This is a genomic window from Mycolicibacterium litorale, from assembly GCF_010731695.1.
In the GTDB taxonomy this organism is placed as follows: Bacteria; Actinomycetota; Actinomycetes; order Mycobacteriales; family Mycobacteriaceae; genus Mycobacterium; species Mycobacterium litorale.
In genome coordinates, this window is the sequence record NZ_AP022586.1 from 3,226,161 (window position 1) to 3,238,960 (window position 12,800).

At 68.8% G+C, this 12,800-nt stretch carries 14 protein-coding genes; 7 read left to right on the plus strand and 7 right to left on the minus strand.

Features of this window, described 5'->3' with window-relative positions:
* Positions 1 to 11 precede the first annotated feature (11 nt).
* The 5 genes from rfbB (at position 12) to mmsB (ending at position 5,262) form a co-directional block, all read left to right on the plus strand.
* Positions 12 to 1,007, plus strand: coding sequence for a dTDP-glucose 4,6-dehydratase (rfbB, locus tag G6N30_RS15320; RefSeq protein WP_134054182.1), 996 nt, complete (start codon positions 12 to 14; stop codon positions 1,005 to 1,007).
* On the plus strand, positions 1,004 to 1,588 hold the full coding sequence (rfbC, locus tag G6N30_RS15325; protein WP_134054184.1) for a dTDP-4-dehydrorhamnose 3,5-epimerase: 585 nt from the start codon (positions 1,004 to 1,006) through the stop codon (positions 1,586 to 1,588). Before rfbB ends, rfbC begins: the two co-directional genes overlap by 4 nt.
* A gap of 75 nt (positions 1,589 to 1,663) precedes the next feature.
* Positions 1,664 to 3,184 (plus strand): CoA-acylating methylmalonate-semialdehyde dehydrogenase, encoded by a 1,521-nt coding sequence (locus tag G6N30_RS15330; RefSeq protein WP_134054186.1) that lies wholly within the window; start codon positions 1,664 to 1,666, stop codon positions 3,182 to 3,184.
* Between the two features lie 23 nt (positions 3,185 to 3,207).
* The gene (locus tag G6N30_RS15335; protein WP_134054188.1) at positions 3,208 to 4,374 is read left to right on the plus strand and encodes an isobutyryl-CoA dehydrogenase; all 1,167 of its coding nucleotides are present in this window, start codon (positions 3,208 to 3,210) and stop codon (positions 4,372 to 4,374) included.
* Between the two features lie 15 nt (positions 4,375 to 4,389).
* On the plus strand, positions 4,390 to 5,262 hold the full coding sequence (mmsB, locus tag G6N30_RS15340) for a 3-hydroxyisobutyrate dehydrogenase (protein WP_134054189.1): 873 nt from the start codon (positions 4,390 to 4,392) through the stop codon (positions 5,260 to 5,262).
* Positions 5,263 to 5,273: 11 nt separating this feature from the next.
* Here mmsB and G6N30_RS15345 read toward each other — a convergent pair whose 3' ends face one another.
* A complete protein-coding gene (locus G6N30_RS15345) occupies positions 5,274 to 6,077 on the minus strand; it encodes an HAD family hydrolase (RefSeq protein ID WP_134054191.1) in 804 nt (267 codons plus the stop codon).
* Positions 6,078 to 6,218: 141 nt separating this feature from the next.
* Between G6N30_RS15345 and G6N30_RS15350 the strand changes: the two genes are divergently transcribed.
* Together G6N30_RS15350 and G6N30_RS15355 are read left to right on the plus strand one after the other, a co-directional pair.
* The gene (locus G6N30_RS15350) at positions 6,219 to 6,875 is read left to right on the plus strand and encodes a response regulator (protein WP_134054193.1); all 657 of its coding nucleotides are present in this window, start codon (positions 6,219 to 6,221) and stop codon (positions 6,873 to 6,875) included.
* Positions 6,872 to 8,062 carry a GAF domain-containing sensor histidine kinase gene (locus G6N30_RS15355; protein WP_134054195.1) on the plus strand — a complete coding sequence of 397 codons (1,191 nt, stop codon included), beginning with the start codon at positions 6,872 to 6,874 and terminating at the stop codon, positions 8,060 to 8,062. Before G6N30_RS15350 ends, G6N30_RS15355 begins: the two co-directional genes overlap by 4 nt.
* Here G6N30_RS15355 and G6N30_RS15360 read toward each other — a convergent pair.
* From G6N30_RS15360 to secY, 6 genes are read right to left on the minus strand one after another with little or no spacing between them, the layout of a single operon-like run.
* On the minus strand, positions 8,059 to 8,562 hold the full coding sequence (locus G6N30_RS15360; protein ID WP_134054197.1) for a MarR family winged helix-turn-helix transcriptional regulator: 504 nt from the start codon (positions 8,560 to 8,562) through the stop codon (positions 8,059 to 8,061). The genes G6N30_RS15355 and G6N30_RS15360 overlap by 4 nt on opposite strands.
* A 25-nt stretch (positions 8,563 to 8,587) precedes the next feature.
* Positions 8,588 to 9,304 carry an anti-sigma factor family protein gene (locus G6N30_RS15365; protein ID WP_134054199.1) on the minus strand — a complete coding sequence of 239 codons (717 nt, stop codon included), beginning with the start codon at positions 9,302 to 9,304 and terminating at the stop codon, positions 8,588 to 8,590.
* Entirely contained in the window at positions 9,301 to 9,801 is a 501-nt protein-coding gene (locus tag G6N30_RS15370) for a sigma-70 family RNA polymerase sigma factor (RefSeq protein WP_134054201.1), read from the minus strand. Before G6N30_RS15370 ends, G6N30_RS15365 begins: the two co-directional genes overlap by 4 nt.
* A 58-nt stretch (positions 9,802 to 9,859) precedes the next feature.
* A complete protein-coding gene (gene map, locus G6N30_RS15375; protein ID WP_134054203.1) occupies positions 9,860 to 10,663 on the minus strand; it encodes a type I methionyl aminopeptidase in 804 nt (267 codons plus the stop codon).
* A 1-nt stretch (position 10,664) separates the two neighbouring features.
* Positions 10,665 to 11,210, minus strand: coding sequence for an adenylate kinase (locus G6N30_RS15380; protein ID WP_134054205.1), 546 nt, complete (start codon positions 11,208 to 11,210; stop codon positions 10,665 to 10,667).
* Positions 11,207 to 12,532, minus strand: a complete 1,326-nt coding sequence (gene secY, locus G6N30_RS15385) for a preprotein translocase subunit SecY (protein WP_134054207.1) — start codon at positions 12,530 to 12,532, stop codon at positions 11,207 to 11,209. The genes G6N30_RS15380 and secY overlap by 4 nt, the downstream gene beginning before the upstream one ends.
* Positions 12,533 to 12,800 lie beyond the last annotated feature (268 nt).

Here is a 12,800-nt window from a genome sequence, read left to right on the forward strand (position 1 = left end):
AGGGTTTCCCCATGCGGTTGCTGGTCACCGGCGGGGCGGGGTTCATCGGCGCGAACTTCGTGCATGCCACCGTGCGAGAGCACCCCGACTGCTCGGTGACGGTGCTCGACGCGTTCACCTACGCGGGCAGCCGCGAGTCGCTGGCGCCGGTCGCCGACTGGATCCGGCTCATCGAGGGTGACGTGGCCGACGCCGCACTCGTCGACTCCCTGGTCGCCGAGGCCGACGCCGTCGTGCACTTCGCCGCCGAGACCCACGTCGACAACGCGCTGGCCGAACCGGGCCCGTTCGTGCAGACCAACGTCATCGGCACGTACACGGTGCTCGAGGCGGTGCGCCGGTCCGGCGCGCGGTTGCATCATGTCTCCACCGACGAGGTGTACGGCGACCTCGCCCTCGACGAGGACCGCCGGTTCACCGAGGCGACGCCGTACAACCCGTCGAGCCCGTACTCGTCGACCAAGGCCGCCGCGGACATGCTGGTGCGGGCGTGGGTGCGCTCTTACGGTGTGCGCGCGACGATCTCGAACTGCTCGAACAACTACGGGCCGTACCAGCATGTCGAGAAGTTCATCCCGCGCCAGATCACCAACGTGCTCACCGGGCGGCGGCCCAAGCTCTACGGCACCGGCGCCAACGTGCGCGACTGGATCCACGTCGACGATCACAACAGCGCGGTGTGGCGGATCCTGCGCGACGGGACCGTCGGCCGGACCTATCTGATCGGCGCCGAGGGCGAGCGCGACAACCTGTCGGTGCTGCGGACGCTGTTGCGCATCATGGACCGCGATCCCGACGACTTCGACCATGTCACCGACCGCGCCGGGCACGATTTGCGCTACGCCATCGACCCGTCCCTGCTGTACGACGAATTGGGTTGGCGGCCGGCGCATCTCGATTTCGAGGAGGGTCTGCGGGCGACGGTGCAGTGGTATCGCGACAACGAGGCGTGGTGGCGGCCGCTCAAGGACGCCGCGGAAGCCGCCTACGAGGAGCGCGGCCAGTGACCGCCAGGGAGCTGTCCGTGCCCGGCGCCTGGGAGATCACCCCGACCGTGCACGCCGACGCCCGCGGCTCGTTCTTCGAGTGGTTCACCGACCGCGAGTTCACCGGATTCGCGGGCCACCGGCTGGACCTGCGCCAGGCGAACTGTTCGGTGTCGAGGGCCGGTGTGCTGCGCGGTCTGCACTTCGCCGCGGTGCCGCCGGGTCAGGCCAAGTACGTCACCTGCGTTCGCGGTGCGGTGTACGACGTGGCGGTCGACATCCGGGTGGGCTCGCCGACCTTCGGGCGGTGGGATGCGGTGCTGCTCGACGACCGCGACCGGCGCTCGATTTACCTGTCCGAGGGTCTGGGCCACGCTTTCCTTGCGCTGCAAGATGATTCGACGGTGATGTACCTGTGCTCGACGGGATACGACCCGTCGCGTGAGCACACGGTGGCCCCGACCGACCCGGCGCTGGGTATCGACTGGCCCTACGACGGCGAGCTCGTACTGTCCGACCGCGACGCCGCGGCGCCGACGCTGGAGCAGGCACGCTCCCAGGGACTGCTGCCGACATGGGAGGCGTGCACCTCGCTGAGATGAGGGCGTCCGCACCTCTTGTCAAGCACCCCGACCAGTTACTAGGATGTCCTAGTATCTCGAGCGAGGGGCTTTCTCATGACCAACCACATCCAGCACTTCATCAACGGCAAGCGCACGAGCGGTGAGTCCACCCGCACGGCCGACGTGTTGAACCCGAGCACGGGGGCGGTGCAGGCCCAGGTCCTGCTCGGCTCGCGCGCCGACGTCGACGCCGCGGTTGCCGGCGCGGCAGAAGCACAGAAGGAATGGGCGGCGTGGAATCCGCAGCGTCGCGCCCGCGTGATGATGCGCTTCATCGAGCTGGTCAACCAGAACGTCGACGAGCTCGCCGAACTCCTGTCGAAGGAACACGGCAAGACCGTCCCCGACTCCAAGGGCGACATCCAGCGCGGTATCGAGGTGATCGAGTTCGCGATCGGCATCCCCCACCTGCTCAAGGGTGAGTACACCGAGGGTGCGGGCACCGGCATCGACGTCTACTCGATGCGTCAGCCGCTCGGCGTCGTCGCCGGCATCACCCCGTTCAACTTCCCGGCGATGATTCCGCTGTGGAAGGCCGGCCCCGCGCTGGCCTGCGGCAACGCGTTCATCCTCAAGCCCTCCGAGCGCGATCCGTCGGTTCCGGTGCGCCTGGCCGAGCTGTTCCTCGAGGCCGGTCTGCCCGCGGGCGTGTTCCAGGTCGTGCACGGCGACAAGGAGGCCGTCGACGCGATCCTCGAGCACCCGGAGATCCAGGCCGTCGGCTTCGTCGGCAGCTCCGACATCGCGCAGTACATCTACGCCGGTGCGACCGCGAACGGCAAGCGCGCCCAGTGCTTCGGCGGCGCCAAGAACCACATGATCGTGATGCCCGACGCCGACCTCGACCAGGCCGTCGACGCGCTGATCGGCGCGGGTTACGGCAGTGCCGGTGAGCGCTGCATGGCGATCAGCGTCGCGGTGCCCGTGGGCAAGGAGACCGCCGACCGCCTCCGCAACCGGCTGGTCGAGCGGGTCAATCAGCTGCGCGTCGGTCACAGCCTCGACCCCAAGGCCGACTACGGCCCGCTGGTCACCGAGGCCGCGCTGAACCGGGTCCGCGACTACATCGCCCAGGGTGTCGAGGCCGGCGCCGAAGCGGTGGTCGACGGTCGCGAACGCGGCAGCGACGAGATGCAGTTCGGCGACGAGAGCCTCGAGGGTGGCTACTTCATCGGCCCCACCCTGTTCGACCACGTCACCCCGGAGATGTCGATCTACACCGACGAGATCTTCGGTCCGGTGCTGTGCATCGTGCGCGCCGACACCTACGAAGAGGCGCTGCGCCTGCCCACCGAACACGAGTACGGCAACGGCGTCGCGATCTTCACCCGCGACGGTGATACCGCACGCGATTTCGTGTCGAAGGTCCAGGTCGGCATGGTCGGCGTGAACGTCCCGATCCCGGTTCCGGTGTCCTACCACACCTTCGGCGGCTGGAAGCGGTCCGGTTTCGGCGACCTCAACCAGCACGGGCCGCACTCGATCCTGTTCTACACCAAGACCAAGACCGTCACGCAGCGCTGGCCGTCGGGCATCAAGGATGGCGCCGAGTTCGTCATCCCGACAATGAAATAAAGCCGAACGGACTGCTCAAGCTGATGGACTACTTTGGTCTCGACGACGACGAACGCGTGATCGCCGAGACGGCGGCCGCGTTCGCCGACAAACGCCTCGCCCCGTACGCGGCGGAGTGGGATGAGAACCACCACTTCCCCACCGACGTGTTGCGGGAGGCGGCCGAACTCGGCATGGCGGCCATCTACTGCCGCGAGGACGTCGGGGGCAGCGGGCTGCGGCGCATCGACGCGGTGCGCATCTTCGAGCAGCTCTCCACCGCCGACCCCGCGATCGCGGCGTTCCTGTCGATCCACAACATGTGCGCCTGGATGGTCGACACCTACGGCTCCGAGGAGCAGCGCAAGACGTGGGTGCCGCGGCTGGCGTCGATGGAAACCATCGCCAGCTACTGCCTCACCGAACCGGGTGCGGGGTCGGACGCGAGTGCGTTGCGCACTAAGGCCGTTCGCGAGGGCGACCACTTCGTCCTCGACGGGGTGAAGCAGTTCATCTCGGGTGCGGGCAGTTCCGACGTGTACGTGGTGATGGCACGCACCGGTAGCGACGGGCCGCGCGGCATCTCGGCGTTCGTGGTCGAAAAGGACACGCCGGGTGTGAGTTTCGGCGCCCAGGAACAGAAGATGGGCTGGAACGCCCAGCCGACGGCCCAGGTGGTGTTCGAGGGCGCCCGGGTGCCCGCGGAGAACCTGCTCGGCGGCACCGACGCCGAGGGCAGCGGGTTCGGCATCGCGATGAACGGCCTCAACGGCGGCCGCCTGAACATCGCCGCCTGCTCGCTCGGCGGTGCGCAGACGGCCTACGAGAAGGCCACGGCCTACCTGGCCGACCGGCATGCGTTCGGTGGCACCCTGCTCGACGAGCCGACCATCCGGTTCACCCTGGCCGACATGTCCACCGCCCTGCAGACGTCGCGAATGTTGTTGTGGCGGGCGGCAACCGCACTCGACGAGAACCACCCGGACAAGGTCGAGCTGTGCGCGATGGCCAAGCGCTACGTCACCGACGCGTGCTTCGAGGTGGCCGATCAGGCGCTGCAGCTGCACGGCGGCTACGGCTACCTGCGCGAATACGGCGTGGAGAAGATCGTCCGCGACCTGCGGGTGCATCGGATCCTGGAGGGCAGCAACGAGATCATGCGCGTGGTCATCGGGCGGGCAGCCGCCGCGAGAGCGCGCGCATCGGCATAGGAGGCTAGGACAGAAGTGAGCACCATCGCGTTCTTCGGGCTGGGCCACATGGGCGGGCCGATGGCGGCCAACCTGGCCAAGGCCGGCCACACCGTGCGGGGTTTCGATCCGGTGCCCGCACTGCGGTCGGCCGCTGAGGACAACGGCATCGCCACGTTCGACAGCGGTGCCGAGGCGGCGAGTGGCGCCGAGGTGGTCATAACCTCGCTGCCCAACGGCGCGATCGTCAAAAGCGTGTACGACGAGGTGCTGCCCACCGCAACGGCGGGAGCCCTGTTCATCGACACCTCGACCATCTCGGTGGACGACGCGCGCGACATCAACGCCGCCGCCACCGCGAAGGGTTTCGCCCAGATCGACGCGCCGGTGTCCGGCGGGGTCAAGGGCGCCACCGCGGGCACGCTGGCCTTCATGGTGGGTGGCTCCAAAGACGCGGTCGAGGCCGCCCGTCCGGTGCTCGATCCGATGGCGGGCAAGGTCGTCCACTGTGGCGGGTCGGGCACCGGTCAGGCCGCGAAGCTGTGCAACAACATGGTGTTGGCGGTCCAGCAGATCGCGATCGGTGAGGCGTTCGTCCTCGCCGAGAAGCTCGGCCTCGAGGCGCAGTCGCTGTTCGACGTCATCACCGGCGCGACCGGCAACTGCTGGGCGGTGCACACGAATTGCCCAGTGCCCGGGCCGGTTCCGACGTCGCCGGCCAACAACGATTTCAAGCCCGGCTTCGCGACGGCACTGATGAACAAGGACCTCGGGCTGGCGATGGCCGCAGTGCAGTCGACCGGCGCCATGGCTCCGCTGGGCACCCATGCCGCCGAGCTGTACGCGAGCTTCGCCGCGGATCACGCCGACAAGGACTTCAGCGCGATCATCGAGACGCTGCGCGGCTGAGCGCAGCCGTTCTACGCGGCCGTACTCGTCCTGCGGGCCGGCGACCGCGCGTAGAGGCGTTCACACGTGGCGAGCCGCAGCGGGTCCGCTCCCGCGTAGTCGGCGCGCACCGCCAGCGCCCCCACTGCGTCGCGCGGGGCACACTCCGCCCCCACGAGGACGGTCGCCAGGCCGGTCGCGGTCGCCGTGCGCAGCCCGGCCGTCGTGCCGGTCAGCGCGAGGACGTGGTCGGTGGTGACGCCGAGTTCCCGCAGCGCCAGCTGGTAGCACTCGACGCCGGGCTCGGATACGTCGTCACGGGTGACGATCGTCTCGACCTGGCCCTCACCCACGAGTTGGCGAACCAGAGGCTCGGCCCACGAACGCCGCCCGGCGGTCACCACCCCGATCGGGACGCCCGCGGCGAACGCGTCGCCGACCAGGTCGTCGAGACCCGGCCGCGGGCTCGCTCCCGCGTCGAGCACCATCTCGTCGAACATCATCGCCTTCGTCGAGCAGATCTCGTCGGCGAGGAGTTCGGTCAGCACGTCGCATTCCGGGCCGACGCAGTGGTTGCGCAGTTCGGCCAGCACCCGCTGGCGTTCGTCGCGCAGCACCATCAGCCGCCGGTACCGGGCCGGCGACCACTCGATCGGCACGCCGTGTGCGGCGAAGGCGGCGTTGAACACCACCCTGTGCACGTCGTAGTCGAGGTCGGTCAACGCCTCGAGGTCGAAGACCAGCGCCCGAAGTGGGGTGACGTCCGCATCCGTCGGCCGAGCACAGTCCCACCAGAACCGGCCCGCACACCATGTTCTCTCACGCGTTGTCTGCACATGATCACAGTGGCCTACGTCACACGGGGCCGTCCTCCCCCCAACGGGGGATTCGACGTGGCGAAGTTGCCCAGCGGGTGCCCACCTCGCCTCTAAGGTGATGCCCATGACCGCCCAGCGAGAAGCGAAGCGGCATCGCGCATGACTGGCCCAGTGCGGATCGTCCTGGTCGACGACCACGAGATGGTCATCGAGGGACTCAAGGCCATGCTGGCGACGTTCGCCGACCGCGTCACGGTGGTGGGCCAGGCCGTGGGCGCCGAACGGGCCGTCGGCGTCGTCGCCGATCTGCGCCCCGACATCGTGCTGTGCGACGTGCGGATGCAGGGCTCCAGCGGGCTCGACCTGTGCCTGGAACTGCGCGGTCGCGATCCGGCGCAGAAGGTGGTCATGCTGTCGGTGTACGACGACGAGCAGTACCTGTTCCAGGCGCTGCGCGTGGGCGCATCGGGGTATCTGCTCAAGAGCATCAGCAGCGACGAGCTGGTCCGCCAGCTGGAGTTGGCCCACCAGGGCCACACCGCGATCGATCCGGGGATGGCGGCCAGGGCGGTCGACACCGCCGCGCGGCTGCAGCGCGACGAGTTCTGGCCGGGCGCCCGCCAGGGCCTCACCCAGCGGGAGAGCGAGATCCTGTCGTTCGTCGTGACCGGGTTGTCGAACCGCGGCATCGCCAACAAGCTCGTCATCGGCGAGGAGACCGTCAAGACGCATCTGCGGTCGATCTACCGCAAGCTCGGCGTCGGCGACCGCGCGGGTGCGGTGGCCACGGCACTGCGTGAGGGCATTTACCAGTGAGCACTCCTCCGCTGCTGACCGCCGACCGCGAGCTGGCCCTGCTGCGCGAGCTCATCCAGGCGGCCTCCAGCGGTCCGGGGGTGGAACCGCTGGCCGCCGCGGCCGCGCGCATGATCACCGCGGCCACCGGCACCGACGTCTGCTTCGTACACGTGCTCGACGACTCCGACCGGTCGCTGACGCTGGCCGGCGCCACCCCGCCGTTCGACCGCGAGATCGGCAAGATCCGGCTGCCGCTGGGTCAGGGCATCTCCGGCTGGGTGGCCAGCCACCGCGAGCCGGTGGTGATCAGCCACGACAAGGAGTCCGACCCCCGCTACATGCCGTTCCAGTCGTTGCGCGGCAGGGACTTCACGTCGATGGTGTCGGTGCCGATGCAGACCGACCCCGGAGGCCTGGTCGGCGTGCTCAACGTGCACACCGTCGAGCGCCGCCAGTTCTCGGCCCGCGACGTCGAACTGCTCCTCGTGATCGGCCGGCTCATCGCGGGCGCACTGCACCAGGCCCGGCTGCACCGGCAACTGGTCGCCCGCGAGCGCGCGCACGAGAACTTCGTCGAGCAGGTGATCGAGGCGCAGGAGATCGAGCGCAGGCGGCTGGCCGGCGACATCCACGACGGCATCTCCCAGCGGCTGGTGACGCTGTCCTATCGCCTCGACGCCGCGGTCCGCACGATCGACGATCCGGAGATGGTGGCCGAACAGCTCGCCAAGGCCCGCGAACTCGTCGCGCTCACCCTCGGCGAGGCGCGCGCCGCGATCAGTGGGCTGCGGCCGCCGGTGCTCGACGATCTGGGCCTGGCGGGCGGGCTGGCCAGCCTGGCGCGGTCGATCCCGCAGGTGGACATCGAGGTCGACCTGGCCGAGCGCCGGCTGCCCGACCACATCGAGTTGGCGCTGTACCGCATCGCCCAGGAGTGTCTGCAGAACGTCGTCAAACACGCGCGCGCCGCGACCGCCCGGCTGACATTCAGCGTGTCCGACGATGTCGCGCGGCTCGAGATCATCGACGACGGCGTGGGTTTCGACACGTTCGAACACCCGCTCGGCGGGGACGAGATGGGCGGCTACGGGCTGCTGTCGATGGCCGAACGCGCCGAGATCGTGGGCGGCCGCCTCAACATCCGGTCGCGGCCTGGCGCGGGTACCGCGGTGACGGCGACGATCCCGCTGCCGTCGCCGGCCTAGAAATCCCCGGCGTGCCGCCGCAGCGTCTCGATCGAGTCGGCCAGTGCGCGCGACTCGTCGGCGGACATTCCGATGTCGGCGAACACCTCGTTGTTGAGGGTGACGGTGGCGTCCTCGACGGTCGAGCGGCCGAGTTCGGTGATCCGCACCAGCGTGGTGCGGCCGTCGGTGGGGTGCGGTATGCGTTCCACAAGACCGCCGGCCTCGAGCCGCCGGATCGCGTGCGTGACGCTGGTGACGTGCACCTGTAGCCGGTCGGAGGCTTTCGTGATCGGCAGCGCGCCCGAGCGGCTGAAGGCCAGCAGCCGCAGCAGCTCGAATCGGGAGAAGCTCAGATCGTATGGGCGCAACGCGTTCTCGACGCGCGCCAGCAGGATCTGGTGGGCTCGCATGACGGAGGTGACGGCGACCATGCCGTCGGCCACCTCACCCCAGCCGGCGGATTCCCAGTTGGCGCGGGCCAGCGCGATCGGATCATGCGGATCGGTCCCGTCGCTCACCGGACTTTCATACCATTGCCGGCACTCAGAGCCGCTTCTCGAGCAGGACCTCCCGGGTGTCGGCGGAGACGAGTTGCACCGCAGCGATCTCGTCGCGCCGCATCTCGGTGTTGCCGCTCGGCAGCGCGGTCGCCCCCGCCAGCCCCAGCCACGTCGCGATCTCGGACTGGCTGCCGTCGCGGCCGACCACCACCATGCCGAGTCGGCTGGGCGGCGTGCCCGGCCCGCCGCCGGACCATTGGCCGTACGTGCAGGCCATGTCGATGCGGGTGCCCCACCCGAAATCGGACAGGCTGACGGTGGCGCTGAACGGTGTCGGCGCGAGCTTGGTCATCTCGTAGGTGGCGGCGGTGACCTCCGGGGTCCCGGTCTGCAGGCCGATCGCGCCGGGGCGGATCGCGATGACCAGGCCGACGGCCAGCAGCGCGGCGGCCAGACCCACCGCCGCAGAGGTCAGCCACCGCGACCGGCGCCTGCGCCATTTGACCTTGTCGAGCACCGACTGCAGCACCTCGGGCCGCAGCGGCGGCTCGTCGGACTGATCCTCGTCGAGTTCGCGGACCTCGTCGGCGTCGAGCATCGCCAGCAGCGCGGGCACCCCGCTGAGCTCGGCGACCGCCGCCCGGCACCGGGCGCAGGTCTGCATGTGCGCCTCGAATTCGCGCCTGTCGGCGCTGGACAGCGATCCCAGCACGTAGGCGGCATCCCATTGGAGGTAGGGATCGCCAAGGGCCTCGATCATCGCGTCACCCCCATCTCCTGCAGATTCAGTCGCAGCGCGCGCACGGCGTAGTGCAGCCGCGACTTCACGGTCCCCTCCGGCACTCCGAGTTCGTCGGCGATCTGTCCCGTCGTCCAGCCCTGGTAGTAGGCGCGCCGCACGACCGCCCGGTGGTCCTCGGACAGCTGGGCCAGGGCCGACCCGATCAGCATGCGGTCCAGCGCGGAGTCCACTTTGTCGGCTTCGACGGGTTGCGCCACCGACTCGACGTCCGGGGTGCCGGCTTCCCTGCGGTAGCGGGCGCTGCGCCGTTCGTCGATGACCAGGTTGCGCGCGACGGTGAAGAGCCAGGCCCGTGCCGACCCGTCCGGGCGGTGGCGCCAGGCGCGCAGCAACGTCTCCTGGACGACGTCTTCCGCGCTGGCGGAATCACCGGTCAGTCTCAGCGCGTACCGCCACAGCGCAACGGCGTGCTCGTCGTAGAGCACGCGCATCATCGTGGCTTCTGGATCGTCCATCCGCACCCTCCGTCAGGTACACGACGACGGCGGCGTTTTGGTTCGATTGCCTCGCGCGTCAGTCCGCAGGGAGCGTCAGGATGCGCGGACCGTCCTCGGTGACCGCCACGGTGTGCTCCCAGTGTGCCGCCCGCGAACCGTCCGCGGTGACCACGGTCCATTCGTCCTCGAGCACCACGGTCTTGGTGGTGCCGAGGGTGAGCATCGGCTCGATCGCCAGCACCGAGCCGGAGGCGAGGTGCGGTCCGCGGCCGGGGGCGCCTTCGTTCGGCAGGAACGGGTCCATGTGCATCTGTCTGCCGATGCCGTGCCCGCCGTAGCCGTCGACGATGCCGAACGCCCGCTGGTAGCGCGCCTCGGCGGCCCGGGTGCCCTTCTCGATGGCGTGGGAGACGTCGGTCAGGCGGTTACCGGGGACCATGGCGGCGATGCCGGACTCCATGGATTCTCGGGTGGCCGCCGAGAGCGCCTCGTCGACCGGGATGAGCGCGCCGACACCGAAGGTGATCGCCGAGTCGCCGTGCCAACCGTCGAGGATGGCGCCGCAGTCGATGGACACCAGGTCGCCGGCGGCCAGCGTCTCGGTGGCCGACGGGATGCCGTGGACGACGCGGTCGTTGACCGAGGAGCAGATGCTGGCAGGGAACCCGTGGTAGCCGAGGAACGACGGAGTGCCGCCGCCGTCGCGGATGACCGATTCGGCGATGGCGTCGAGGTCCTTGGTGCTGACTCCCGGCGCGGCGGCTTCGCGGACGGCACCGAGCGCCGCGGCCACCAGCGCGCCGGCCGCGGCCATCGCGTCCAGTTCACCGGGGGTGCGCTGGGCGACGACCTTCTCCTTACGAAGCCTCAGGCCGGCCACGTCACTTACCGAGTGCCTGCAACGCCCGGGCGAACACCTCGTCCATGGAGCCGACGGCGTCGACCGTCTTGAGTTCGTCGCGGTAGTGGTCGAGCAGCGGGGCGGTCTCGTCCCGGTAGACCTTCATCCGGTTGAGGATGACCTCTTCGGTGTCGTCGGCGCGGCCGCGGCCCTTGAGGCGGGAGAGCAGCTCGTCCTCGGAGACGCGGAACTCCAGCACCGCGTCGAGGGACAGGTTGCGGGCTTCGAGCATGCCGCCGAGCGCCTCGGCCTGCTCGACCGAGCGGGGGTAGCCGTCGAGGATGAAGCCGTCCTTGGCGTCGTCCTGGCCGATGCGGTCCTCGACGAGCGCGTTGGTCAGGCTGCTCGGGACCAGGTCACCGGCGTCGAGGTAGCGCTTGGCCTCGACGCCGAGTTCGGTCTCGTTCGTGATGTTGTCGCGGAAGAGGTCGCCCGTGGAGATGTGGGGGATGCCGAGCTTCTCGGCCAGCTTTGCAGCCTGCGTGCCCTTGCCGGCTCCCGGCGGTCCGAGTAGAACGATCCTCACTTCAGGAACCCTTCGTAGTTGCGCTGCATCAGCTGGCTTTCGATCTGCTTCACGGTATCCAGACCCACGCCGATCATGATCAGCACCCCGACGCCGCCGAAGGGGAGGTTCTGTACGGGGCCGTTGCTGCCGACACTGAGGAACAGGTTCGGAATCACGGCGATGACACCCAGGTAAATCGAGCCGGGCAGCGTGATCCGGCTCAGCACGTAGCGGAGGTAGTCGGCGGTCGGCTTACCCGGGCGGATGCCCGGGATGAACCCGCCGAACTTCTTCATCTCGTCGGCACGCTCGTCCGGGTTGAACGTGATCGACACGTAGAAGTACGTGAAGAAGATGATCAGCGCGAAGTAGATCCCGATGTACCAGGGGCTGCTCGGGTCGGTCAGGTACTCCGCGACGAAGCGGTCCCACCAGCCGGTGCCCGGGTTCGAGCTGCCGCTCTGGATCAGCTGCGTGATCAGGTGCGGAATGTAGATCAGCGACGAGGCGAAGATGACCGGGATGACGCCGGCCTGGTTGACCTTGAGCGGCAGATAGGTCGAGGTGCCGCCGTACATGCGGCGGCCGACCATGCGCTTGGCGTACTGCACCGGGATGCGGCGCTGACCCTGCTCGACGAAGACGACGCCGATGATGATGATCAGCGCGCCCGCGCACACGGCGGTGAACACCAGGCCGCCGCGGCTGTCCAGGATCGACTTGCCCTCACCGGGCATGGCCGCGGCGATGCTCGCGAAGATGATCAGCGACATGCCGTTGCCGATGCCGCGTTCGGTGACCAGCTCACCCATCCACATGACCAGCGTGGCGCCTGCGGTCATCACCAGCACGATGACCAGTAGCGAGAAGATCGCCTGGTCGTCGATGATGTCGAGGGCGCATCCCTGCAGCAGACCGCCGTTGGCGGCCAGCGCCACGATGCTGGTGGACTGCAGGATGGCCAGCGCGACCGCCAGGTACCGCGTGTACTGCGTCATCTTGGACTGGCCGGCCTGGCCCTCCTTGCGGAGCTGTTCGAACCGCGGGATCACCACGGTCAGCAGCTGCACGATGATGCTCGCGGTGATGTAGGGCATGACGCCCACCGCGAACACCGACAGCTGGAGCAGCGCACCGCCGGAGAACAGGTTGATCAGCGAATAGATCTGACCCGATTCGCCACCGCTGACCTGGGCGATGCACTCCTGCACGTTGGGGTAGTTCACCCCGGGGGACGGCAGCGACGCGCCGACCCGGTAGAGCAGGACCACGCCCAGCGTGAACAGGATCTTGCGCCTCAGGTCGGCCGTCCGCAGCGACGAGATGAAAGCCGAAAGCACTCTTTCCTCCTGCGCAGCCGACCTCTTGAGCGCGGCGTGCCAAATGGGGCTGGACAAACCAGCGTCATGGTCAAGTCACACGCACCGTCTCGCACAGACAATTCGCCTGCTCGTGGCGCGCGTCAAACAGTCTACGAGAGTAACAGTTGCCACCCGTGACCCCCGCATCGCTGCGCGGTCGCAGATTGCCTCCAGGAACGAAGCGTACAGTCGGCGCAAGCTGGTTATCCCAGCTAATTAAATGACTGTGGGCTATTGGGACAAGGGG